Source organism: Mucilaginibacter sp. 22184 (assembly GCF_052045695.1).
In the GTDB taxonomy this organism is placed as follows: Bacteria; Bacteroidota; Bacteroidia; order Sphingobacteriales; family Sphingobacteriaceae; genus Mucilaginibacter.
Window position 1 is genome coordinate 302802 of sequence record NZ_JBQEPI010000003.1, and the last position, 24542, is coordinate 327343.

At 44.4% G+C, this 24542-nt stretch carries 21 protein-coding genes; 13 read left to right on the forward strand and 8 right to left on the reverse strand.

What is annotated here, in order from left to right; translation table 11 throughout:
* Positions 1-294 precede the first annotated feature (294 nt).
* The 9 genes from ACTJKG_RS08785 to ACTJKG_RS08825 all read left to right on the forward strand — a co-directional run bounded on the left by ACTJKG_RS08785 (position 295) and on the right by ACTJKG_RS08825 (position 8941).
* Entirely contained in the window at positions 295-1137 is an 843-nt protein-coding gene (locus ACTJKG_RS08785) for a phosphatidylinositol-specific phospholipase C/glycerophosphodiester phosphodiesterase family protein (protein WP_253952218.1), read from the forward strand.
* A 225-nt stretch (positions 1138-1362) separates the two neighbouring features.
* Positions 1363-2415: a hypothetical protein gene (locus ACTJKG_RS08790; protein WP_172335067.1), complete on the forward strand. Its 1053-nt coding sequence runs from the start codon at positions 1363-1365 to the stop codon at positions 2413-2415.
* A gap of 114 nt (positions 2416-2529) precedes the next feature.
* Positions 2530-3333, forward strand: a complete 804-nt coding sequence (locus ACTJKG_RS08795) for a cytidylyltransferase domain-containing protein (RefSeq protein WP_440738969.1) — start codon at positions 2530-2532, stop codon at positions 3331-3333.
* A 26-nt stretch (positions 3334-3359) separates the two neighbouring features.
* On the forward strand, positions 3360-4223 hold the full coding sequence (locus ACTJKG_RS08800; RefSeq protein ID WP_440738970.1) for a transketolase: 864 nt from the start codon (positions 3360-3362) through the stop codon (positions 4221-4223).
* A gap of 4 nt (positions 4224-4227) precedes the next feature.
* Positions 4228-5166 carry a transketolase family protein gene (locus ACTJKG_RS08805; protein ID WP_440738971.1) on the forward strand — a complete coding sequence of 313 codons (939 nt, stop codon included), beginning with the start codon at positions 4228-4230 and terminating at the stop codon, positions 5164-5166.
* A 13-nt stretch (positions 5167-5179) separates the two neighbouring features.
* Complete coding sequence (locus ACTJKG_RS08810) at positions 5180-6523, forward strand: aminotransferase class III-fold pyridoxal phosphate-dependent enzyme (RefSeq protein ID WP_440738972.1); 1344 nt, start codon at positions 5180-5182, stop codon at positions 6521-6523.
* A gap of 147 nt (positions 6524-6670) precedes the next feature.
* Positions 6671-7474, forward strand: coding sequence for an SDR family oxidoreductase (locus ACTJKG_RS08815; RefSeq protein WP_440738973.1), 804 nt, complete (start codon positions 6671-6673; stop codon positions 7472-7474).
* Between the two features lie 112 nt (positions 7475-7586).
* Positions 7587-8543 (forward strand): sterol desaturase family protein, encoded by a 957-nt coding sequence (locus ACTJKG_RS08820; RefSeq protein WP_172335072.1) that lies wholly within the window; start codon positions 7587-7589, stop codon positions 8541-8543.
* 11 nt (positions 8544-8554) lie between these two features.
* Positions 8555-8941, forward strand: coding sequence for a DMT family transporter (locus tag ACTJKG_RS08825; protein ID WP_172335073.1), 387 nt, complete (start codon positions 8555-8557; stop codon positions 8939-8941).
* Between the two features lie 262 nt (positions 8942-9203).
* On the opposite strand, the gene ACTJKG_RS08830 is transcribed toward ACTJKG_RS08825, so the two are convergent.
* The 3 genes from ACTJKG_RS08830 to ACTJKG_RS08840 all read right to left on the reverse strand — a co-directional run bounded on the left by ACTJKG_RS08830 (position 9204) and on the right by ACTJKG_RS08840 (position 12938).
* Positions 9204-9998 (reverse strand): alpha/beta fold hydrolase, encoded by a 795-nt coding sequence (locus tag ACTJKG_RS08830; RefSeq protein ID WP_440738974.1) that lies wholly within the window; start codon positions 9996-9998, stop codon positions 9204-9206.
* Between the two features lie 122 nt (positions 9999-10120).
* The gene (locus ACTJKG_RS08835) at positions 10121-11095 is read right to left on the reverse strand and encodes a purple acid phosphatase family protein (protein WP_440738975.1); all 975 of its coding nucleotides are present in this window, start codon (positions 11093-11095) and stop codon (positions 10121-10123) included.
* A 346-nt stretch (positions 11096-11441) separates the two neighbouring features.
* Positions 11442-12938, reverse strand: coding sequence for a flavin monoamine oxidase family protein (locus ACTJKG_RS08840; RefSeq protein ID WP_440738976.1), 1497 nt, complete (start codon positions 12936-12938; stop codon positions 11442-11444).
* Positions 12939-13195: 257 nt separating this feature from the next.
* Between ACTJKG_RS08840 and ACTJKG_RS08845 the strand changes: the two genes are divergently transcribed.
* The 3 genes from ACTJKG_RS08845 (at position 13196) to ACTJKG_RS08855 (ending at position 17564) form a co-directional block, all read left to right on the forward strand.
* On the forward strand, positions 13196-14203 hold the full coding sequence (locus ACTJKG_RS08845; protein WP_440738977.1) for a ThuA domain-containing protein: 1008 nt from the start codon (positions 13196-13198) through the stop codon (positions 14201-14203).
* A gap of 619 nt (positions 14204-14822) precedes the next feature.
* Positions 14823-16205 (forward strand): MFS transporter, encoded by a 1383-nt coding sequence (locus tag ACTJKG_RS08850; protein ID WP_440738978.1) that lies wholly within the window; start codon positions 14823-14825, stop codon positions 16203-16205.
* Positions 16206-16685: 480 nt separating this feature from the next.
* On the forward strand, positions 16686-17564 hold the full coding sequence (locus tag ACTJKG_RS08855; protein ID WP_172335079.1) for a cyclase family protein: 879 nt from the start codon (positions 16686-16688) through the stop codon (positions 17562-17564).
* 11 nt (positions 17565-17575) lie between these two features.
* Here ACTJKG_RS08855 and ACTJKG_RS08860 read toward each other — a convergent pair whose 3' ends face one another.
* The gene (locus tag ACTJKG_RS08860; protein ID WP_172335080.1) at positions 17576-18217 is read right to left on the reverse strand and encodes a DUF2306 domain-containing protein; all 642 of its coding nucleotides are present in this window, start codon (positions 18215-18217) and stop codon (positions 17576-17578) included.
* Positions 18218-18312: 95 nt separating this feature from the next.
* Positions 18313-19776 (reverse strand): tagaturonate reductase, encoded by a 1464-nt coding sequence (locus tag ACTJKG_RS08865; protein WP_172335081.1) that lies wholly within the window; start codon positions 19774-19776, stop codon positions 18313-18315.
* A gap of 307 nt (positions 19777-20083) precedes the next feature.
* On the opposite strand from ACTJKG_RS08865, the gene ACTJKG_RS08870 reads away from it, so the two are divergent.
* Positions 20084-21115, forward strand: coding sequence for a LacI family DNA-binding transcriptional regulator (locus ACTJKG_RS08870; RefSeq protein WP_172335082.1), 1032 nt, complete (start codon positions 20084-20086; stop codon positions 21113-21115).
* Positions 21116-21320: 205 nt separating this feature from the next.
* On the opposite strand, the gene ACTJKG_RS08875 is transcribed toward ACTJKG_RS08870, so the two are convergent.
* From ACTJKG_RS08875 to glpK, 3 genes are read right to left on the reverse strand one after another with little or no spacing between them, the layout of a single operon-like run.
* On the reverse strand, positions 21321-22100 hold the full coding sequence (locus ACTJKG_RS08875) for a hypothetical protein (RefSeq protein WP_440738979.1): 780 nt from the start codon (positions 22098-22100) through the stop codon (positions 21321-21323).
* Between the two features lie 41 nt (positions 22101-22141).
* The gene (locus ACTJKG_RS08880) at positions 22142-22879 is read right to left on the reverse strand and encodes an MIP/aquaporin family protein (RefSeq protein WP_172335084.1); all 738 of its coding nucleotides are present in this window, start codon (positions 22877-22879) and stop codon (positions 22142-22144) included.
* A 36-nt stretch (positions 22880-22915) separates the two neighbouring features.
* Positions 22916-24421, reverse strand: coding sequence for a glycerol kinase GlpK (gene glpK, locus ACTJKG_RS08885; RefSeq protein WP_440738980.1), 1506 nt, complete (start codon positions 24419-24421; stop codon positions 22916-22918).
* Positions 24422-24542 lie beyond the last annotated feature (121 nt).

Below are 24542 nucleotides of genomic sequence, written 5' to 3' on the forward strand. Positions count from 1 at the left end.
GAGCAAGGATGAGGGGAGCAAAGAACAAGGATTCCCTCTTCCTGATACATAATTTTAGAACAAGGAGCAAGGATAAAAAATCTTTGCTCCTTGTTCTTTTTTGTACCTACCCTTTATCCCAGAGTCCCCAATCCAAAAGTCCTTATTCCTTGATCCAAAAACCTTTGCTCCCAAAGTCTTTGCTCTTTGATCCAAAAATCCTTGTCCCTTAAGAAACATTAATAAAAAATTTGTTAACCATATGCTAATATTTACAACATATTTAAAAGGTACCTTCGGGCAACAAAACAATTAATGATGCAAGCAGCAAGCTTTTGCCTAAAGCACCTGAAATTATTGTTCGTAACACTCCTGGTATTTACTGCCTTTAATGCCTACTCCCAAAATGTCCCGCTCGCCAATGCCTTTGCCCATAATGATTACTGGCACAAACGCCCTTTGTACGATGCTTTGGACAACGGATATACCCATATTGAAGCTGATATATATTTAAGGCGCGGAAAGCTCGTTGTAGCTCATTTGCTCCCGTTTTTTAAAAGACACCGTACATTGGAACGTCTTTATCTCGATCCGCTGGCCAGCTGCATCAACGGCTCAAACGAACAGGAATCACGTATTGTTTACCCCATTACGCTGATGATCGATATTAAATCAAACGCAGTTAAAACATACCAAGCCCTGTCGGCCGTGCTCGAAAAATACAAAAACATACTTTCGGGTTACGAGGATGGTGTATTTGTTCAGCGCCAGATCACGATAGTAATAACCGGACACAAACCTTTGGAGATCCTTAAAAACCAACAAAACCGTTTGGCCTTTATTGACGAAGATCTGATGAAGGTTCAGCAGGATACCTCATCGGCCAATATCTACCGCACCGCAAGCTGTAAATACTCCCGGCTGGTTAATTGGAATGGCAGTGGAGCTTTCCCGGTTTTACAAAAGCAACGTTTGTGCAAATATGTGAGCCTGGCACACCGGTACGGTAAAAAAGTAAGGCTTTGGGCTTCGCCCGAAAATCCGGCGGTTTGGAACGAATTGCTCGACTGCGGCGTCGACCTGATCAATACAGATAAACTTCCCGAACTTAAAAACTTTTTAACCAGGCGGGTAGCTTTTTCGGCAAATGCCAAATAAACTTAAATCATTAGTATATAATGCGTTAAGTTAAAATTAAGCTAATGCACAATTAACTATTTCATAACTTTAAATTAGCATTTAATAAAAGTAACAGCCATACTTTTAATCCATTGCGATGGTTTTAATATTTAGTGTATAATTTATTATAATATTTTATATCCATAAAGTTAAGCATACCAGAACATACAACATTTGCCTTAACAATTAGTGATCAAACTATAAATGCAGAAAATACTGTTCATTACCGGTTCTGTAAACCAAACATCACAAATGCACCAGATAGCAAACGAACTGCCCGAGTTTGATTGCTGGTTTAGTCAGCTATTTACAGATAGCTATATATTAAATTTATTGATCAATCATACTTCATTACTTAACGGCACCATACTTTCAAATTATTACCGTACCAATTCCGAAAAATATCTTCATCAACACGGATTGCAAATTGATTATGGTGCGCGGTTAAACCAATACGACCTGGTAGTTTTTTGCTCGGACATACTGGTACCCCACCGCATGCGCAAAACCAAAACAGTATGGGTACAGGAAGGCATGGTTGATAAATATACCCTGCTGAGTAAAATAGTAAAAACCTTGAAGCTGCCTACTTTTCTATGCGGTAACACCTCATTAAACGGCTCAGCAAATGTTTGCGACATTTATTGTTCTGCCTCATCCGGCTACCGCCAATACTTTATTAAAAACGGCACGGATAGTCATAAAATAGCGGTTACCGGCATGCCTAATTACGATAACCTGGAGCAATTTCGGGATAACGACTTTCCGCACCATGATTACGTAATGGTAGCAACTACCGATATGCGTGAAACCTATCGTTTCGAGAACCGGCCGGCTTTTATCAAAAGTGCGGTTGAAATAGCAAACGGTCGGCCACTGCTGTTTAAACTACACCCAAACGAAGACGCAGAACGCGCCGAAAAAGAGATCAGGAAATATGCACCGGCAGGTACCATGATTTTCAAAGCAGGTAATACCAACCATATGATAGCCAATTGCTGCGAACTCATCACCCAATACTCAACCGTAGTGTATACCGGTATAGCTTTAGGCAAAAAGGTACACTCCTGGTTTGATGTGGATGAGCTTAAAAGACTCGCTCCCGTTCAAAATGGAGGTATATCGGCAAATAAAATAGCCCAGTTATGCCGGGCATATATCAGCCATAAAGGCGCACAGGAAAATTTTGATGTACAAAAGGCTTTAAATACACAAGGTATCCCTTTTTACACCGAGCAACTGGTAGTTAATTATTAAGGGAACAAGGACTTTGGGAGCAAAGAGCAAGGATTTTGGGAACAAAGGCTTTTGGATCAAAGACAAATTCAATAAATCACTAATTCGCTAACTCACTAATTCAATAATTAAAAAATGGTGATCATCGTACAGGCCCGAATGGCATCGACCCGTTTACCCGGGAAGGTGATGTTACCTGTTTTGGGTAAAACCATATTGGCTATGATGATAGAGCGCCTGCAGATGATACAGCATAAGGCCACAGTGGTAATAGCTACATCTGTTAACCCGGAGGATGATATTATTGAGCAGGAAGCCCACTCGCTGAACATCCTCTGTTACCGGGGCGATCAGAACAACCTGCTCGATCGTCATTACCAGGCGGCCTTGCAACACAACGCCGATGTTGTATTAAAAATCCCTTCAGATTGCCCGCTGATAGATCCACAGGCCATTGACCGCGTGCTTACTTACTTTTTTGATCAAACCGTTACACCCGACTATGTAAGCAACCTGCACCCCGCTACCTGGCCCGATGGCAACGATGTGGAGATCATGACTATGGCCTGCTTAAAACAAGCCTGGGAAAACGCGGAGAAAAACCTGGAGTTGGAACATACCACCCCTTATATCTGGGAAAACCCGCAACTGTTCAATATTGGTAATGTTACCTGGGAAACGGGTTTGGATTATTCCATGTCGCATCGTTTTACGATCGACTATCAGGAGGATTATCTGTTTATCAAAAGGGTGTTTGAGGAGCTTTACCCGATAAACAAAAATTTCTCCTGTGACGACATACTGGACCTGTTGGAACGCAAACCCCAGATCTACCAGATCAATGCCGGTTATGCTGGTGTAAACTGGTACCGCAACCATTTAAACGAGTTAAAAACTATACAACCGGAGCAAACCAAACAAGCGCCGGTTAGCCAATAAAATATTTAATTTATAACCATTACCCCGTGGAAAACACAAAACATAGCGAGCAGGAATTACAGGCCATAGCGCTAAAAGTGCGCGAACATATTGTGCGTATGTCAACCGCAGGCGGCTGCTTTACCGGCGCCTCCTTATCGGCAGTTGACATGATTGTTTACCTGTATGGCGAATTCCTGAACCTGACGCCCTCGAACTTAAAAGACGTTAACCGAGATTACCTGTTCCTTTCCAAAGGCCACGATGTGCCTGCTTTATACGGCACATTGGTTGAACTGGGCTTCCTGGAAAAAGAGCGGCTGGAAAATCATCTTTCTTTGAACGATCATATTTACTGGCACCCCAATACCCATATCCCGGGAGTTGAATTCCATTCAGGCTCATTGGGCCATCTACCCTCGGTAGCTATCGGTGTGGCTCTGGATCTGAAGATCAGCGGCAGCGATAACAAAGTGATCTGCATTATGGGTGATGGCGAACTTAACGAAGGCACCTGCTGGGAAGCTGTATTGGTAGCCAATGCTTACAATTTGGATAACCTGATCTTTGTGATCGACCGTAACCATTTCCAGGCTAATATGCGCACCGAGGATCTGATACCGCTGGAGCCTTTGGCACAAAAATTTGAAGCATTTGGCGCGGCGGTGAAACGCATCAACGGCCATAGCTATACAGAATTACATGATGCCTTTAGCGCCTATCCTTTTCAGCAAGGAAAGCTCAATGTGGTTATAGCCGATACCGTAAGAGGTAAAGGCCTGCCCAGCATACAGGAGCGCGCCGATCGCTGGTTCTGTAACTTCTCGGCAGATGAAGTTGAGCAGCTTTTATTGGAATTGCATGGTGAACATACCACCTCATTAACATCAGAAACTTTAATTGTCAGATAACCCCATGACCTACGAAGAATTATTAACCGAAACGGCCCTGAACGATGAACAGGTAATAGTGATGACAGCCGAGAACCGGGCACTGGTGCGTAACCTGCCCGCGGTTTTGGGTAAACGTTTTATTGATACCGGCATTACCGAGCAAACGATGATCGGCGCGGCGGCTGGCCTGGCCCTGCGTGGCCGCAAACCTGTAGTACATGCCCTGGCCGCTTTTTTAACCATGCGCGCCTTTGAATTTGTACGTACCGATTTGGGGATTGCCAATTTACCGGCAAAGCTAAGCGGTTTTATTCCCGGCTTTTTATCAGATGCCAATGGCCCTACCCACCAGGCTATCGAAGATATTTCTATTATGCGGGGCATCCCCAACCTAACCGTGTTTGCCCCGGCGGATGAGGACGACCTGGTAAAAATGCTGCCGGAGATCTGGAAATCGCCAAACCCGGCCTATACACGTATCAATACCCGCAAAACCAGCCATGTGCATGAGCCTTTTGAACTGGGCAAAGCCGAAGTGATCAGTTCGGGAAGCGATTTAACCATTTTAACCTATGGCTTGATGTTTGAGCAGGCACTTATCGCAGTTGAAGTATTACAGAACGAAGGTTTATCCGTTGGCCTGGTGAACATGCGCAGCCTTAAACCGGTTGACGAAGCCATCATTCTACAGGTAGCCGCCAGCAGCAATCTCATTGTTACCCTCGAAGACCATTTCCTGACCGGCGGCCTGTATACTATTGTTGCGGAGGTTTTGCTGCAATACCAAACAACCGCTAAAGTTATGCCTATCGCCCTGAAAGAAAGATGGTTCAAACCAGCATTATTACCCGATGTATTACAAAACGAAGGTTTCTCGGGCAAACAAATAGCCGAAAGGATCTTAGGCTATCAAACCGGGTACTCACAACCATCCATATTAACCCCAGAGTTTTCAGAATAAAAAAGATTTCACCATGGCTAATAAAATACAGTTAAGCAACAACTATCCCGACATCACCGAGTCGGACAAAATATATGAGCGCGCTTTAAAAGTTCAAAAACCGGTAACCCAAACCCTGGCTAAAGGTCCGGGTCAGTTTAGCAAAGGCGTAGCGCCTAAATACCTGGTAAAAGGCAAAGGCTCGCACGTTTGGGATGTTGATGGCAATGAATTTATCGATTATAACTCGGCTATTGGCCCTATTTCGTTGGGTTACGCCTACCCTGCTGTTGATGATGCCATCCGCGAGCAATTGAATGATGGCATCACCTTCTCGCTGATGCACCCACTGGAAGTGGAACTATCCGAACTGGTACAACAAGTGATCCCAAATGCTGAGGCTGTTAAGATAGCCAAAACAGGCGCTGATGTGTGCTCGGCAGCCATCCGTGTTGCCCGTGCATTTACCGGCAGGGATAAAGTATTTTGCTGTGGTTACCATGGCTGGCATGACTGGTACATCGGTATCACCAGTCGTAACGCAGGTATCCCCGGAGCTATTCAGGATCTTACCTATACTTTTGAATACAACGACATCGATTCGATAAAAGCAGCTTTAGACGAGAGCGTGGCTGCCCTAATATTAGAGCCTTTTATTTTTGAAGCTCCTAAACCCGGCTTTTTACAGGAACTGGCCGAGGCCTGTCGCGAAAACGGCACCCTGCTCATTTTTGATGAAATGTGGACAGGCTTCCGCATTGCTTTAGGCGGTGCGCAGGAATATTTTAACGTAAAGGCCGATTTTGCCGTATTCTCCAAGGCATGTGCCAATGGCATGCCGATAGCCATGCTCACAGGCAGAGCGGATGTGATGGAGCTTTTTAATTCCGAAGTATTCAGTTATACCACCTTTGGCGGTGAGGCTTTATCATTAGCAGCCTGTATAGCTACCATCAACGAGCTGCGCGACAAGAACGTACCGCAATACCTTGATCAGCATGGTGCTTTGCTAAAAGATGGCTATAACCAGATCGCCATATCATTAGGTATGGATCAGTATACCCGCTGTATTGGTTACAACTGCCGCAGCATGGTAACTTTTACCCCCGAAGCAGGCAACGCACTGGAACTGAAAACCCTGATGCAGCAGGAAATGATCAAACGCGGTATCCTTTGGGCCGGTTTCCATAACATGTGTTTCAGCCATACCTCTGAGGATATCGACTACACCCTTTTAGCCTACCGCGACGTATTGCAGGTAGTTAAAGAAGCCATTTTAAGCGGTGATGTAAAAAGCTATTTAAAAGGCGAAGTACTGGAAGCAGTTTTCCGCAAGGTGAGCAATTATAACATTAAGCCAAAAACAGCGGCACTATAAATAAGAGGAGAGAATCAAGATAGTAAGAATCAAGAGCCAGGAATTAAAAAAACTAAGAATGATAAAAGGTATCCAACAAAGGTTTTGTCTTGATTCTTGCTTCGTACTATCCTGACTCTTATTATCTTGATTCTCCTATAAAAATATATGGAACTATTTTCATTACAGGGAAAAACGGCTATCGTGACCGGGGCACTGGGGCTTATCGGGCAAAAGCATTGCGAAGCATTGGCCATGGCCGGCGCCAATGTGGTAGCTGCCGACATAGACGAAAAAAAGGTAGAAGCCTTTGCCGCCAATCTGGGCGAACAGCATGGCGGCCTGAAGATCGACGTAACCAATAAACATTCCCTGGAAGCTGCCCGCGATCAAATACTGACCCGCTATGGCAGCATCGATATACTGGTGAACAATGCCGCCATTAACGATATGTTCGAGAGCCCCGCTATGGCTAAAGAGCTTTCGGCATTTGAAAATTACCCGCTTACGGCCTTTCAGCAATCACTCAATGTAAACGTAACGGGGGTGTTCCTTTGCTCGCAGGTATTTGGTACGGTGATGGCCGAACAGCATTCGGGTAGTATCATCAACGTAGCTTCTACCTACGGTATGGTAGGACCCGATCAGTCTATATACAAAAACCCTCAGGGCGAGCAGGATTTTTATAAATCTGCCGCCTACCCGGTAACCAAAGGTGCGGTCATCAACTTTACCCGTTTTTTGGCTGCCTATTGGGGTAATAAAGGGGTTCGGGTAAACACTCTTTCGCCGGGTGGTGTAGAGAATAACCAGAATGATTTTTTTGTTGAGAACTATTCGGCCAAAACATTATTGGGCCGTATGGCCAAAGCAAACGATTACCAGGGCGCGCTGATATTTTTAGCCAGCGAAGCATCCGCATACATGACTGGCGCCAATCTCGTGGTTGACGGCGGCTGGACAGCGATATAGTTTACTTTAGCATCAAGTAGTTAGTATCAAGTATCGAGACTTTTGAAAACCGTCTATAAACGATATCCTGGTACTTGATACTTGATACTAACTACTTGATACAAACTAAAAAATGCCACAGGAAAAACTACTTACTGTTACAACCACTATACTGGTTTTGTGGATCATATTCATCATTGCCTGGGAACGGATATCGCCCTATCGCAAGGGATTAAAATTTTTCAGGGAAGGTTTTTGGATCGACCTGGTTTGGTATACGCTGATACAAAGCTATTTCTTAAAGATCCTGATATTTGATTACATCATCGCCCCTGTTCAACATCATTTTGATTGGTCTTCCTTTCAATTTGTAACGCATTGGCCAATAGCTGTGCAGGTATTGTTTTTCCTGGTGACGCACGATCTGTACATCTACCTGTTCCATCGCTTACAGCATCGCAGCAAGTTCCTTTGGCGTACACATGAGGCCCATCATTCGGGCAAAGAAGTTGATTTTCTGTCGGGATCTCGCTCGCACATCATCGAGATCATCATCAACCAAACCATTGAATTCGCACCTATCATTTTATTAGGTGCCGATCCGGCAGTAATTCCCATCAAAGCCCTGTTGGATGCCATGTTTGGTATGTTCATCCATGCCAATGTGAATGTAAAACTGGGCAAGCTCAAATACATCCTCAACACTCCTGAATTGCATTTATGGCACCATGCCAATTACATCGAAGTTTTCCATGCCAATTTCGCTACCAAATTTGCCATCTGGGATCACTTGTTTGGCAGCGCTTATGACCCGGGGCATGCACCCGGCAACGAGCGCGAAAACTGGGGCCTTGGCTACGAATATCCCCGTGACTATTTTATGCAGCACGCCTTTTCGGTGAAGCGCTTCGACGAAAAAAAACTATTGAAATACAAATGGTTTGAGCGCTACTATAATCTGCGACCGAATATTTTATCGATATTGCTGTCACCATTTAATAAAAAAGACTCAAAAGCAACTACCAATATAACGGCACAAGCTATCAACACCACCATAACCACTCACCCGCAAGAAGAGATTTTGCAATAATCCCATAACCTTTGGCCTGGATATATATCATCATAGCAGCAGTATTTGAAACCGCGTGGACGTTCTCGGTAAAATACTTTAAACTAAGCGATTTGAAACTGCTTACCTGGCACAACTTTTACCGCGTTGATGTAAGCTTCCCGTTATTGGCACCATTGCTGGGCTATATCCTGTTTGGAGTGTGTAATGTATATTTCTTCTCGTTGGCTATCAAAGAGCTATCTACAGCCACTGCATACGCCATCTGGACGGCCGCTACCCTCGTGTTCATCAAAATAGCCGAAATGGCTTTCTTTAATAAAACCATTACCTGGATGGAAGTTTTCTTTATCTCCCTCATCATGATCGGCATCATGGGACTAAAATTCTCCGTATCACATATTAACCAGGTACCGTAACGGCGAGATTTTTGGAGCAAGGAATAAAAATAAAAAATATGTCATTGCGAACTTAGTGAAGCAACCTACCCGCGTTTATACATGCCACGAGATTATTAATATTTTGTTTGGTTTTAAAGGTATTAAATAAGCGCCCTCCGGTCGGTTGTCTTCGTCGTTCCTCCTCGCAATTGACATGGTGTTTTTTGACTATGGTCAATGAACTATTTATTGTCTATGAATCATGGACCATCGTCTATAGACCATCGGCCATGGTCAAAAACTATTTTTCCCTAAAACAATCCTCCGCAAATTCTCCAATAAGTGCGGACATGGCTTCGGGTTGATCAAGCTCGATACAGTGCCCGGCATCGCTGATCCTGAAGATCTGGTCTCGCCATTTAGGCAAAATAGTACGGTTCAGGTAATCAGCCTGTACTATGCCTTCCTGCTCACCATAAACTACAGCTACCGGTATCCCGGCCGATGTAATATTGGCTACCTTATCAATTGCCGGGGGGTTGCCCAATGATTGCCCCAGGTAGCCCCGCATATCCGGATCGGTTTGTTTAAATACCGTTTTATAGTGCTTTTTAACTTCATCGCCTGCCAGGTAAATAAACCTGTCTATCAGGTAATCGATCTCTTCTTCGGATGGATGAGCCTGAAATGCTGCCGTTACCCCGATATTGGGCTGTATCATATCTTTAACCGTAATGTTTTTGGACGATAGCATAGCGGCCGATAATAAAGCGCCCTTACACGATGCCGGGAACGGATTCAGTTCGCTGATAATGCTGGTGCCTAATGAGGTGCCTATCAAGATGTATTTTTTATCGGCATAATGCTTTAAAAAAGCATTCAGGTGCGCTGCAAGCCCTTTTGCTGTATAATCCTCTTCAGGATTGGTACTGCGAAAAGACGAGCCATGTCCGGGCAGGTCAACCGCTACTTTGGTGTACTTTTGTAACACAGGCTGGGCTATCACATTATCCCAGGTATGTAAAGATTGGGAGTTTCCGTGTACAAATATCAGGAAATGCCCACCATTCCCTGTTGTTTCACTATATAAGTTCATATGTTGGGGTTTTGGTAAATGTTTACGGCAAGTATAAAGTATACCGTTGAAATAGCCTATCACCAAATGTGGGGAGGGGCAAGCCAATCACCAGCTATTGCCTATGGACCATCGACTAAAAACTATTTCGTCAGTTCCGTTTCGTAAATCACCTTACCAACCTGGTTAATGGCTTTTACATTGAGCTTGCTGGAATTTACCGAGAACGCCATAAAGCCGTGTTCAGATGCCTGGAACTTGCTGTAGGATACCCCGGCAGTTACAGGCGTGAGCTCCGAGCCTGCGCCCGAGATAAACTGGTGAGTAAAACCTTCCGGTTTCAGGTGTTGCAGGGAATGATCGTGGCCCGACAGGTAAACATCAACCTTGTGCTCCTCAAATATCTGCGGTAATATTTTCCGCACAGTTAAAGTATCAAAATTGCTTATACGCGGCCCAACCGTATAATACGGGTGGTGGCCGATCACTATTTTCCATTTCACATCTGCAGATGCTTCTTTCAATGTTTTGCGCAACCACTGCATCTGTGTATCCACATAATCTTTCAGATGCTCATGCAACATAGGATCGGTATCGATCATTATCAGCAAAGCGCTACCTTTATCTTTCCCTAAGGAAACCTCTTTAGTGTAGTAACGCGCAGGCATGTTCCATCGGCGGCTTACCTTGCTATAGCGAATCTGCGCGTCGGGATCGGTCAGGTAATCGTGGTTGCCTAAAATGGGATACCAGTCGCACTGTAAGGAGTGCGCGGTATAGATATTTTCAAAAGAGTAATGTATCTGCGGATCCATTTCGCTGATGATGCCTTTGGGATAAAAATTATCACCTACCGATACCACAAAATCATTGGGATGCGTGGTGGCCCATTGCCCCATTTGTTTGGCTACTTCGGCCTGGTCATATTCGCCGTTCCGGCCCCAGTCGCCAACGACCAAAAAGTGCAGCTTAAATTCATCGGCCAGCGCTGCCCGGGGCGATACGTCGTCGCTGTCCAGATGCGTAACCCGTTCTTCAGCAAAAGCCTCTAAGGGACCAATCAGCGATGCGCCAAGGGCGGTAAGCGTAGCGTTTTTTACAAAATCTCTGCGTTTCATATATCGGGCAAAACCGTTGCTTAAATACCGGTTTTAAGGAGCCTAAGATATTAAAGAAAGCGGATTGTAAAAGGATAACAAATGTTTAATAAATTGTAAAATCAAATGAAGTAGGATATCGACTCACCCGTCTGCGCTTCGCGCATAGAGGGGGAAAAGATTTGTCATGCTGAACGGAGTGAAGCATCTATTATTGAACTTTTCAATTGCAGAGTAGATCCTTCGTTCCTCAGGATGACAAAAAATAAGAGAAAGTGTGCCCTCTTTGCGGCAAAGCCGGAGAGAGGGCGGTCCAGCGCAGCGTAGACCGGGTGAGTTGGCTATACACCCGGTTAGTAATGTTCTGTCATACCTTGCCAATTTCCTGCGCTACCCGCTGCGCCGAGCGGATGCACGACTCCATCCCACGGCTCATATTATCGGCATAAGTACCTGCAAAATAGATGTGTCCTTCGGGCAGCATTACCTGCGGCCAGAATTTGCGCATGGTGCCTATCGGGAAAGGCTGCATTTCGCAGGCCGGGGCAAAGCGGTCTTTTGTCCAGTCGAAAGTTAAGGCTTGTTCTATCGTATCATGTTTGCCCGGGTAAACGGACCTGAAAGCAGCCAGGACACGCTCGGGCGAAATACCGCCCGGGCCAAAAGCTTTCAGGATCACGCGCTGAGTATCTACCTCGTTGGTTTCTTCCCATATGGAGGAAATATCCGGATGCTCAAACTCCATATTGATGGTTTTGAACCCATCTTCGAGCCAGAATTTGGAACTGGCCTCGAACACATAAAAAGGGTGCGAAGAATAACCCATACGGTTAACCACATACTGCTTAGCCGGCGACAATGGAGGGCTAACCGGGATATTTTTAAAAATAGGCAGCGTGATACAATTCACCAGGAAATCGGCCTTCATTTCCTGCACTTGTGTCATACCATAAGCTTTGTAGGATACTGTTACCCCTGTACTATCATGCTTAATGGCCGTAACCGGATGATTCAATTTAACCCTTGCACCCAGGCGTTTGGCAAAAGCGATGGGCAATTGTTCATTGCCATCTTTTAAATGATAAGTATCACCTTCGGATGCCGGTATACCCCGAAATTTCATAATAGCCGACCGCCAAAGCACATACAGGGCATTGGTTGTACTGCCACCCAAAAACCGCAGCGCACCCGGCGAAGCGCCTTCTTTTTTATAGATCTGGCTTATGGCTATCTGGTCGTAATCATCATAACCAACGCCAAATGGCTGATATGGATCGGTAAATTTATCCAGGTACGGTTTCAGGTAGAAATCGTTCAGAGCATACATGGGATTTTGCGACAGAAATTTGATCTCCTTTTCATTAAACCCGAATTTGGCCAACACCGCTGGATCTTTCATCATTTCGGGTGTATAAAATTTACCATCAATCATTTTCAGGGTATGATTATCCGGCGCGGCCTCAGAGCCCTCGGCATGCGGGTATGGGATGGCCTTGAGCTTAAATTCATCCACATATTCAAAAAAACGTTCATAGCCGGGCTTGGTAATATGGTCGGCCCCGAAGTCGGCATACAGGCCATCAGACAAACCATCGCGCCCGGTAAATATATGCCCGCCATACCGGCCGCTGGCTTCCAATACCACCACCTCGTGCCCTGCTTTCATCAGCTCATAAGCACAGCAAAGGCCCGTTATCCCCGCACCCGCGACGATTACTTTTTTACCGCTTGCCATGATTGATCTGTCGGCAGATTTTATGCTTATACGCTCTTCTGCCGCCCTCATGATCTGCGGGCCTAAAACAGTACCTGCACCGGCCAGCAGGGTGCCTTTGATAAATACCCTTCGTTTGATATGAGCCATTACCTTTTTTTTAATCTGATTGAGGATAAAGTTAAACAACGTGAATTCGGAAAGAACAAGTCATGTCATTTCGACAAACAGAGATGGACAAGGCGTTGGGGTGCGGAGAAATCTTTTGCGCCAGGCTTATCGTGCGCAAAAGATTTCTCCTCGTACCTCGTTCGAAATGACAATCTGTAGATATTGGACATCCATTTCTTATTGCGAACTCACGTTAAATATACTATACAAAGGCTTTATAACACAATATTTACAAGATGAAACGCAATTACTTACGTTTTGGCTTTCGTTGCCATACCACACAGGTAGCTGCTTATCCTATCTTTATACCGCAAATTAATTCCATGAAATATCTTAAATATAGCCTCATCATTACCGCCTGCCTGTTATGCGCTGTAGTGTGCGTAAAAAATCGCCATAAAAAAATCATCCGTGTACTTATTGTAGATGGTTTCAGCAACCACGACTGGAAACAGACCACCAAAATGGTTAAGCAGATACTGGAAGGACCGGGTCTGTTTCAAATAACAGTTTCCACCATACCCATAAACCTGCAGGATACTACTGTGCAATCCAACTGGGAACCCAACTTTAAAAAATATGATGTAGTTATTCAAAATACCAACAATATCCAGAACCCCAAGCTAAAATGGCCCTTACGCGTACAGCGTGAACTGGAAAACTATGTTAAAAATGGCGGCGGCTTATATATCCTGCATTCCGCTAATAACGCTTACCCCGATTGGCCCGGGTATAACCAAATGATAGGCTTAGGCTGGCGGTCAAAAAACTTTGGCTACGCGCTCCGGGTTGATTCCTTAGGTAAAATAGACAGCATACCTCCCGGCCAGGGCCAGGATACCTATCATAACGACCGGAGCAACCTGCTGATCTGCGTATTGAATGAGCACCCCATAAATGCAGCCTACCCTAAACAATGGCTTACCCCCGATGTTGAGCTGTACCGATTTGCACGCGGACCAGCACAAAACCTCAAGGTACTCTCCTACGCCAACGATCCGCTCACGGGCATCAACTGGCCTGTGGAATGGATAGTGAAATATGGCAAGGGAAAGGTTTATGTATCCAGCATGGGCCATTTATGGAAAGGTGATACTTATCCGCCCGGCTATCGCTGCGTAGGTTTTCAAACCACCATGATCAGGGCCGTGGAATGGCTTGGAACCGGCAAAGTGACTTTTCCCCTACCAAAAAACTTCCCGACAAGTACAGCGGTGAGCATGGTGCCGCCTGAGGTGAAATAAATTAACCAGGTTGAGCTAAATTAGCTTACTGTTCGTACTTTTAAATAAACATGCAGGAATTAATAGGATTTGTTATCGGGCTTTTTTATCTCAGGCTATGTGCTTACGCGGGATCTAAACGCTTAATGGGTGCCTTTAATGGAATCATGTATGGCATGCTCTTTTCATTTTTAGGAATCCTGTTTATCCTATCCTTCAAACGACTGGACGATCGTAAAGCTGATATTTAGCGTATAATTGGCTAATGCTGACGCACGTGTCACGTGCACCAGCGAGGGGTTGTCATACTTCGACTGAGCTCCATGGCATCCATCAAAAGAGCGAAAGCTTTGTGCGATTCCTTCCCTCGGGAAGGGGAGGAAGGGGTTTATGGAACAAGGATAATCATCGCGCGTAGAAACCCCTCCCTCCCATTACACCTACCCTACGCACCCCTCCCGTGGGGAGGAAATTAAAAATGACTTCCATCCCCATGGTATCATCTTCGGGATACCCTGAGTGGACAAAAACAACAAAAACATTTATTCATATTCGATATGAATATCATATTTCATTTAAAACCGAAGTGTAATGTTTTTGAGGGAGGTATCTTTGTGTTGTAAACTAATAGTTACAAATCATGGCAGATACGGCGGTAAACAAAGGACACCAAACAAAATCACCATTTATTTTTATAGTAGGCACCACCAGTCTGGCCTTTGTGGTATCGCAGCTGGATGTATCCATCGTGAATATCGCGCTACCGCAGATCTCAGCCTCGTTCAAAGCAGATATCAGCGAGTTGCAGTGGATAGTTGATGCCTATACCATCGCTTTTGCGGTGCTGATGCTATCGGCAGGAGGAATGAGCGATCTGCTGGGTTCAAAACGCCTTTTCCAGTTTGGCCTGTTGGTGTTTGGTATCGCATCTGCGGGTTGCGGCTTTGCCTGGAATCCTTTTAGTTTGATTGCTTTCCGTGTGTTGCAGGGCATAGGGGCAGCAGCCATGATCCCCAGCTCCTTATCTATCCTAAACCAGAGCTTTGCCCACGAGGCCACCCAGCGCAGCAAAGCCGTTGCCTGGTGGACAGCCGCCGGTGGCGTATCCATTGCCGCCGGACCGATCCTGGGCGGATTGCTGATGCATGTGAGCAACTGGCGCATGATATTTTTTGTGAACGTACCTATCTGCCTTGTCGGCATCTTACTAAGCATAAAGCTACAGGAAAGCGAGAAGCACGAAAACAAAGGTTTTGATATTCCTGGTCAGTTTACCTGGATGCTGGCCCTTACCGCGCTTATAGCCGCTATTATTGAATTACACCACCTCGGTTTTAACAATCCCATCATCTATGGCGCGTTGATTTTCAGCGCTATTATGTTCATCATTTTTCTGCGGATAGAAAAGAAAGCCAAAGCCCCCATCCTACCGCTTGACCTGTTTAAGTCGCCCGTTTTTAATGTATTGGTATTACAAGGCATTGTATTAAATGCTACCTATTACGGTACCGTATTTGTGCTGAGCCTGTACTTGCAAAATGTACTGCACTATCCTTCGCTCACCGCGGGCATGGCCTTTTTGCCGCTTACCGCCGGATTTATCATCTCCAACCTCATCAGTGCTAAATTGATGGCCAAATATGGCACACGCGTACCCATCATCACCGGGCTTACCATTGGCGCTATCGGTTATGCGGGACTGCTCATCGCTCATGCCCATACGCCTTACTGGCAGCTGTTCTTTCCCTTTATTATTATCCCCCTGGGTATGGGCCTTGCCGTACCCGCCATGACCACAGGCATCTTATCCACGGTGGCCAAAACACGATCAGGCACGGCATCAGCAGTACTAAATACCACCCGGCAGGCTGCAGGAGCCATGGGCGTAGCCGTATTTGGCGCCATGACCAACGGCGGCCCCGAAGCCATAGTACACGCCATAACCATAAGCTCCCTTATTTCGGCAGCAGGTATAGTTTGTATCCTTTTGCTGATCTATAGGTATTTGAAGATAGGTAAGTGAGATTAGAGGATCATTGGACGAAGGACGAGAGGAGCACATAGGAGTCATCCTGAACTTGTTTCAGGATCCCACAGGACGAGTTAACCAGCATATTGAATATCTTACCCGTGGGGTGCCGAAACAAGTTCGGCATGACTGAATTTTATGGATATTCCAACCAAATTTTAGTATCTTTATTTCAATCAACAGCCCGGATGTCTTTCAGCAGACATCCGGGCTGTTTTGTTAAGGAATAACCCCAGACAAAAAAGCCGACCGCTTAGCATTTAGTTATTTTATAATTAACTCTTTAATACTCTTTAATACTTTTTAAAGTTTAAAAAACGCATCAAAACGGACTTGAAATTTGTTAAAATCAATGATTTTGAATAATTTTTAAACTGTTTTTGCCCCTGTTTCGACTAAAAAAATGTTAAAATTTAAGGTTTAAAAAGTTTTTTTGGCCATATTGATCCCATCACCAAAACAGACCAAACAACCATGCCCGATAAAAGAGTAGTTTTTGATTTTGATATTTCTTTCACCAATGGCGGCGGCATCCAGGGCCAGGATTTTCGCCTGGATATTGCCGGCGATACCATCAGCGACCAGGAACTGGCCGACTATATTGTAAACGATATGCAACTGCTTATGGTTGGTAAGGTTGCCATTCTGAACAAATACTACATCGAAGAAAAACACAAGCGCCAGGCGGTTAACCTCGTACCTGATGAAAAATATATCGACCTGAGTCACACCATTTTTAATGGCCTGGTAACTTATAAAGGCTTACCCGCGCCTATCATTTGCGATTACCTGAGTCGGGAGCAATCCAAAGCCAACTATGAACCGGGAACAGAGTTTCAGATCGGAAAAATTGAAATGGTAACCAATACCGGTACTTATATCGACTGCCCTTTCCACCGCTTTGCCCATGGTAAAGATTTGTCAGAAATAGAACTGGAGCGCTTTGCCGATCTGGATGCTATCACCATTAACGCCCAAAATGCAACCGAAATTGGCAAGAGCTATTTTACCGGTAAAGAGATCAGGAATAAAGCCGTATTAGTTTATACGGGCTGGGCAAAACACTGGAACACACCGCAGTATTTTGAAGGCCACCCATACCTTACTGCCGAAGCAGCTGAATATCTGAAGGAATGTAACGTAAAACTGGTAGGCATTGATAGCCATAACATTGATGATACCAAGGGCAAAAGTCGCCCGGTACATACTATTTTACTGGGCGCCGAAATACTGATAACAGAGCACTTATGCAACCTGGACAAATTACCCGAGAGTGGTTATAAGTTCAATGCCGTACCACCCAAATTTAAAGGCGTGGGCACATTCCCGGTAAGGGCATACGCCAGTTTTTAATTGTTGAAAGCTTATATAGTCTGAAGGATCTGCTCTTGTTTTGCGGATCTTTTGCTGATGATGATCTCGGCAATGATCAAATTAGGTACCCAGCACAACCAGGATACTATACGGTAAGCGGGTATAAAATCGTGGAAAACAAAAGCAGATAATAAAGGCAACCAAATGCGTAAAGTAACCGCGGCCAAAGTGAGCGCGTAATTGCGTATCATCCAGTTTTCATGCCGGTATACATCCCTTTTCAGGATGCTGGTATAAGCATTAAACACACTTATAAACCATAACATAGCTAATATGCCAAAGCCCAGCACATTACCAATGCCCCCGGTTGCAAAAAAAGCGATAAATAAACCACTGATGCTACTCAGCGTAACGGCAATAACATAAATTTTGCCAACCAGGCGATGCGTGCTCAAATATTTTTGGCGCAGTTTGTTGCTAAACTGGCTCCAACCGGTTAGCAGGGCAATACCACCAAAGGTAATATGCGTATAAAACGCTGCATACCATACGGAATTACTTAATAATTCGCGGGGTTTGGTGCTGAGCAAGCCGTTGGTCTTTATATCCGTAAAGTAATAGGCAAGCGGGTAAAGGCCTATTACGATGGCAAAAATAACAATGGAAATCCAGGATATTTTTTTCAGCTTCATGCAGTTTAGTATGGTGATTGCCTTTACTTTAACGCTTAGATGATGTATGCCAAAAATTTGTTACAGCCCGGCAAAAATTAACATGACCCGCTACCCTATTTGAAACTGCGAAACCGTTCAATTATAGCATCTTCGAATCCTGATAAGGCGGTAAGATCGGCATCCCAAAGCTCGGTATTAGTCAGTATCTGATGTATGGCTACATTGGTTTCAGAATTTGCCCAAACCGTGGCAAAGTATTCGGCAAAGCTATCGGTAACCCGATACTCCAGCCCGTTCATTTTCCCGGTGTAATGGCCATCGTTACTTAATTTGATCTGCATGAACCTGATGTAGGCAGCAAAACCAAGCACCATATGTTCGGGGATCGAACTGTTTAGCTTATAGTAGTTTAATAATAAAGGGACCACCCTCATTTTGATCTTAGTAGTGTATTGTACTGAAATACTCAACCATTCATGCCTGATGTAGGGATTACGGAACCTGTCGAGCACCTTACCTGCAAAATCTGTTGCTATATTTTCATCGATTTTATAGGGGATGGCGGGCAATATCTCCTCATACATCAAGGGCGTGATAAAATTGATAAAGGTTTCATTGCTCATGGCTTCCTTTACCGTGGCAAAACCCTGCAAAATGGCCCAGGCACAGCTTAAAGTATGTGTACCATTTAGTAAACGTAATTTAAGCTCCCTGAATAATTCAATATCAGAAGTTATAACAACACTTTCATCAACCTCATGAAATGATAACACCAACCTGATATGATCGTCTCCTTCAATGGCCCATAGGCTATAGGGCTCTGCTATGATACTTAGATTATCTGTATAGCCACTTTTTGCTTCCAGCTCATCATTCAATACCTTATCTGGCCTGCCTGGAACAATACGGTCAACCAGGGAATTACAAAAATGGTTATGACTTTCCAACCAATCCATAAAAGCGGGTTCCAACTTGTTCAGATGCGCCAGTTCAAGTACTATGGACTCTAACTTTTTACCATTATCCGTTATTAGCTCCGTGGGAATAATAACCAGCCCGCTATCAGCACTACCATTAAAAGCCTGATATCGTTTATACAATACAGCCAGTAATTTTCCAGGATAGGATTCCGGGGGATGCTTGCTGATGTCTTCTTTTACCAATTTAATACCAACCTCTGTAGTATTGGAGATGATCACCTGCAAATGAGGGCTCTGAGCCACCTCCAGGATAGCAGCCCAGTCGATTGTAGCAGATAATACACGACTGATGGCCGAGCATATAACCTGCTCATTTATTTCCTGACCATTTGCAATACCTTTTGTATAAATAGTATATAAACCATCCTGTTTATCAAAATCACTTGCCGAACCTGTATCGGTTGATTTCACCACTACTATCCTACCATTAAAAACACCATTACTATTGGCTTTATCAATAAAATAATCGGGTAAGCCGCGTAAAAGTACCCCGGTACCAAATTGTAATACCTTTTCAGGAAGTTCAAATATTTGTGTATCCGGCAGGCCTGATACCGGCAAACTGATTTTGTTTAAATTATATCTGGATAAGATCATGTATTCAATAAAAAGATGAATTTATCGATTATAGTTGGTTTATTGCTATTGGTATACTGAGCATTTCCTATTAACAGTAAAGCTCAATTACTAAACAAGATTAAGTACAAGTAGCTAATAAAAAAAAGATATGCGGTATTAAAACCGTGCAAACGTTCCCGGAAACGTTTGCACGGTTTAGTGAATTCAAATGTATCTGAATTGACACGAGAGATCTGTAATTTTACACTAACTTAGCCAATTAACAGTGTACCCTTATTGTAAACCAACACTAAGCTGGCCTCTTGAAATACCAGTAAGCTAAATTATGTTTGAATCTTATACCATAAAAGATATAGCCAAGGCGCTGGGCCTGTCGACATCAACAGTATCAAGAGCATTGAACGGGAGCTATGAAATAGGTGCCGAAACCAAAAAACTGGTACTGGAATATGCCGAAAAAGTTAATTACCGGCCAAATCCTATAGCGCTTAGTTTAAAAGAACAAAAGAGTCACTCTATTGGTGTTGTGGTACCCGAAGTGGCCAATACCTATTTTTCGCAGGCTATTAATGGTATTGAGTCAATCGCTTATAACCGTGGCTATCATGTTACCATTACACAAACCCATGAATCGTTCGACAGGGAGTGCACCAATGTGAAGCACCTGTTGTCCAGGCATGTGGATGGTCTGCTGGTTTCCTTATCTGCCGAATCAACTGATACTTCCCAGTACAAATATCTGCATGAAAAAGGATTCCCCATTGTATTTTTCGACCGGGTTGCGGCTGATGTTGACACCCATAAAGTAATAGCCAACAACTTTCAGGGATCCTTTGATGCTGCCGAACTCCTGATCAATATGGGTTTCAGAAAAATAGCTCACATAACCAGCTCCAACAACCTACTCATCAGCAAAGAAAGATTCAATGGTTTTAAGGCAGCCCTCGACAAGTATAATCTTGATTTTAAACCTGGTTATTTAAAACACTGTAATCATGGAGGCATGATACAAGATGAGGTAGAATTGGCCATTAAAGAGCTCTTAAACCTGAACGAGCCCCCGGAAGCCATTTTCATCGGCAGCGACCGTCTTACCATCAGCTGCATGCATATACTCAAAAAGCTGGGTGTTAAAGTTCCTGACGATATAGCCATCGCCGGCTTCACCAACTCCGACGTGGCCGAGCTTTTTGATCCGCCGCTAACTGTAGTACGTCAACCGGCATTTCAAATAGGGCAATTGGCTACCGAAATGCTGATCAAGACCATTGAAAGTAAATGGCCTGTTGAGGAGTTTACTACAGAACTGGTAGAAACCGAACTGATTGCCCGGGCATCATCGCAAAAGCGGAGATAATATTAACACCGTCTTTCTAATCCCCTCAACAGAGTAATAGCCCATGATTAGACATTTGCCAAGAAAGGCTGTCATGCTGAGCTCCGTCGAAGCATAGTGGGCAGGCCTCTGCACTCAACCCTTCGACGGGGGCTCAGGGTGACAGCCCCCCTTTTTGTGATATTATTAATGTATATGTCTATTACTCTCAACAGACCTCAATCATTTAAAAAACATTCATAACCAATTGCAATGCCCCGTATTTATGCTCCGGACTAAACATTGCCGTAGCCGAAATTGGCAGGTGATAGTTAAAAAGTACCAGTTCCTTATTCAGCGTTAAACCGGCATTAACAATATTGGGCTTTGATCCGTAAAAATTTTGGTCACGGCCAAAAGCAAATGCGCCTGCCGCAAAAATATGCAGATCGGAGGTTCCTTCTTTCCATAGCCTGTAATCCAGTATCACGTAATTGGAGTAGGCATTGCCTAAATCGCCGTTGCTTTTAACATAGGTATCCCGGCCCTGCACGATAGTGCTCCAGTTAATACTCAAAGGAAACGAATCCTTAAACTGGTAACCTACCGTAACATCAATAAAGTGCGATGTGCTGGCTTTGTTATAGTTAAACAGATCGGCATTGGGGTAATTGGTAAAGTTGTTGATATCCCATACCGAAGCGCTAAAGCCCGATTTATGATTATACTTCACATAATAGTCAAACTCCTTGTAATCGCCTGTAAAACCGGCACCGCCCCATAGGCCAACGGCAAAACTACCATCACGGGTGGTGTAGTGCATATCTACGTCTGTAATAGGCGCATTTGATACTTTAAACCCGCGCCATATATATAACGACCTTACCTGTAAGTTAACATCAAACGGACGGTATTTTTTTACAACAACTGAGTCTTTTTTCCTTGCTGTGGTATCCTGGGCCCTGCTTTGAAGACAAAGGCATAGCCCAAGTATGGCCAAAAGGCCACCTTTATAAATCGTTTTCATAAAACTCTGGTTTTAAAAAGAAATAATAATTGGTTTATATATTAATGCCCTATAGCCAGGCTGGTATATAAAAAAGCAGCTATCGCGGCACCAATTACAGGACCTATAACAGGTATCCAGGCATACGCCCAGTCGCTGGTACCCTTGCTTTTGATGGGTAAGATAGCATGCATGATGCGTGGCCCAAGGTCGCGGGCAGGGTTAATAGCATAGCCCGTTGTACCACCCAGCGATAAGCCAATTACCCAAACCAATAAGGCTACAGGTATGGCACCCACCGATCCTAAGCCGACGGGTGTTTTGCTTGGGGTGATCTCGGCCCCGGAGATATAAAAAATGGTGAATAGCAGTACAAATGCGCCGATGATCTCGCTGGCTATGTTTGATTTATAATTACGCACAGCAGGTCCGGTACAAAAAACGGCTAATATCCCGCCTGGGTTATTGGTGCGCTGAAAATGGTCGTAGTACATCAACCACACTAAAAAAGCGCCCAAACATGCTCCTAAAAGCTGTGCAGCTATATAAGTTGGCACACTTGCCCAGGCAAATTTACCGGCAATGGCCAACGCAATGGTAACCGCGGGATTTAAATGCGCCCCGCTATATGGCCCGGCTACAACCACACCTACAAAAACAGCCAGCCCCCAGGCAGTGGTAATAACTATCCAACCGCTATTATTCCCTTTGGTATCATTTAAAACAACGTTGGCAACTACGCCATCGCCTAAAAGTATAAGCAACATGGTGCCCAACAACTCAGCTATGAATGGTGACATATTGATATTAAAATTAATGGTGAATAATCAAGTTAATTAAGCCTCAGGCAGTTCATCGGTCCAGGATTGCGCGGCATGAATCGCTTTTTTCCAACCCTTGATACCCTTTTTGATCTCAGAAAGATCAGCCTCCGGCGTAAATTCTTTTTCTGATTTCCATAGCTGTTGTATCTCCTCTACGCTCTCCCAATATCCAACCGCTAAACCTGCCAGGTATGCAGCACCCAGGGCTGTCGTTTCAACTACATTTGGCCTGATCACCTTACAATTCAACAGGTTCGATTGAAACTGCATCAGCAGGTCATTCGCTGTAGCGCCACCATCAACCCTTAATTCTTTAATTTCCATCCCACTATCAGCCTCCATCGCTTTGAGTACGTCCATAGTTTGATAAGCTATAGATTCCAATGCTGCACGGGCAATGTGCGACGCCGTAGTTCCGCGACTCAAACCGACTATAGTTCCGCGCACATCAGGCTTCCAGTAGGGTGCCCCCAAACCAGCAAAGGCTGGTACAAAGTATACGCCCTGTGTATCTTCAACAGCTAAAGCCAGTTTTTCTACATCTGCCGATGTTTTGATGATACCCAATCCATCACGCAGCCATTGCACTACTGCCCCACCGATAAATATGCTGCCCTCAAAAGCGTATTGTATTTTCCCGTTAATTTTCCAGGCGATGGTGGTTAACAGGTTATTTTTTGATTCGATAAACTGATCGCCGATATTCATCAGCATAAAACAGCCTGTTCCGTAGGTATTTTTAACCATGGCTTTTTCGATACACATTTGCCCAAAGAGCGCGGCATGCTGATCGCCGGCAATACCCGCGATCGGAACTTTAGAAGCAAAAATAGTGGTTGCTGTTTCGCCGTATATCTCGCTGGATTGTTTCACTTCCGGCAGCATGCTTTTAGGTATATCCAATAAAGCTATCAATTCATCATCCCATTCCTGGGTCTGGATATTGAACAGCATGGTACGGCAGGCATTGGTAACATCGGTAATGTGTACATGTCCGCGGGTAAATTTCCATACCAGCCAGCTATCTACGGTACCAAAAGCCAGTTCGCCTTTCTCTGCTTTGGCACGGGCGCCTTCTACATTGTCCAGTATCCACCTGATCTTTGAGCCGGAAAAATAGGCATCGATTACCAGTCCTGTTTTGGAACGGATCATATCTTCGTGACCATCATGTTTTAATTTATCGCAAAAAGCAGCGGTGCGCCGATCCTGCCAAACGATGGCATTGTACACCGGCTCACCTGTATTTCTATCCCAAACAATAGTCGTTTCGCGTTGGTTGGTGATGCCAATAGCTTTCAGATTGGTACCGTTTATGCCCATCTTAACGGTGGCTTCTGCTGCTACACTGGCCTGTGTCGACCAGATCTCGTTCGGGTCATGCTCAACCCAACCCGATTGCGGGAATATCTGTTTAAATTCTTTTTGAGCAACAGATTTAATTTGCCCCTTGTGATCAAATACTATAGCTCTTGAGCTGGTAGTTCCCTGGTCTAATGCTAAAATGTAATCTTCCATAATTTACGTTTTTCATTGGTTTTATAATTAATAATTGATTTAGCCTCACTCTGCCCTCTCCATCCCGATAGCTATCGGGAGAGAGGATTTTATTACATGAGGGCTTCGCCGTTTAGGTGAG

Coding starts and splice junctions, on each gene's coding strand:
- ACTJKG_RS08785 (WP_253952218.1), top strand. CDS start 295: ATGATGCAAGCAGCAAGCTTTTGCCTAAAGCACCTGAAATTATTGTTC.
- ACTJKG_RS08790 (WP_172335067.1), top strand. CDS start 1,363: ATGCAGAAAATACTGTTCATTACCGGTTCTGTAAACCAAACATCACAA.
- ACTJKG_RS08795 (WP_440738969.1), top strand. CDS start 2,530: ATGGTGATCATCGTACAGGCCCGAATGGCATCGACCCGTTTACCCGGG.
- ACTJKG_RS08805 (WP_440738971.1), top strand. CDS start 4,228: ATGACCTACGAAGAATTATTAACCGAAACGGCCCTGAACGATGAACAG.
- ACTJKG_RS08810 (WP_440738972.1), top strand. CDS start 5,180: ATGGCTAATAAAATACAGTTAAGCAACAACTATCCCGACATCACCGAG.
- ACTJKG_RS08815 (WP_440738973.1), top strand. CDS start 6,671: ATGGAACTATTTTCATTACAGGGAAAAACGGCTATCGTGACCGGGGCA.
- ACTJKG_RS08820 (WP_172335072.1), top strand. CDS start 7,587: ATGCCACAGGAAAAACTACTTACTGTTACAACCACTATACTGGTTTTG.
- ACTJKG_RS08830 (WP_440738974.1), bottom strand. CDS start 9,998: ATGAACTTATATAGTGAAACAACAGGGAATGGTGGGCATTTCCTGATA.
- ACTJKG_RS08835 (WP_440738975.1), bottom strand. CDS start 11,095: ATGAAACGCAGAGATTTTGTAAAAAACGCTACGCTTACCGCCCTTGGC.
- ACTJKG_RS08840 (WP_440738976.1), bottom strand. CDS start 12,938: ATGGCTCATATCAAACGAAGGGTATTTATCAAAGGCACCCTGCTGGCC.
- ACTJKG_RS08845 (WP_440738977.1), top strand. CDS start 13,196: ATGAAACGCAATTACTTACGTTTTGGCTTTCGTTGCCATACCACACAG.
- ACTJKG_RS08850 (WP_440738978.1), top strand. CDS start 14,823: ATGGCAGATACGGCGGTAAACAAAGGACACCAAACAAAATCACCATTT.
- ACTJKG_RS08855 (WP_172335079.1), top strand. CDS start 16,686: ATGCCCGATAAAAGAGTAGTTTTTGATTTTGATATTTCTTTCACCAAT.
- ACTJKG_RS08860 (WP_172335080.1), bottom strand. CDS start 18,217: ATGAAGCTGAAAAAAATATCCTGGATTTCCATTGTTATTTTTGCCATC.
- ACTJKG_RS08865 (WP_172335081.1), bottom strand. CDS start 19,776: ATGATCTTATCCAGATATAATTTAAACAAAATCAGTTTGCCGGTATCA.
- ACTJKG_RS08870 (WP_172335082.1), top strand. CDS start 20,084: ATGTTTGAATCTTATACCATAAAAGATATAGCCAAGGCGCTGGGCCTG.
- ACTJKG_RS08875 (WP_440738979.1), bottom strand. CDS start 22,100: ATGAAAACGATTTATAAAGGTGGCCTTTTGGCCATACTTGGGCTATGC.
- ACTJKG_RS08880 (WP_172335084.1), bottom strand. CDS start 22,879: ATGTCACCATTCATAGCTGAGTTGTTGGGCACCATGTTGCTTATACTT.
- glpK (WP_440738980.1), bottom strand. CDS start 24,421: ATGGAAGATTACATTTTAGCATTAGACCAGGGAACTACCAGCTCAAGA.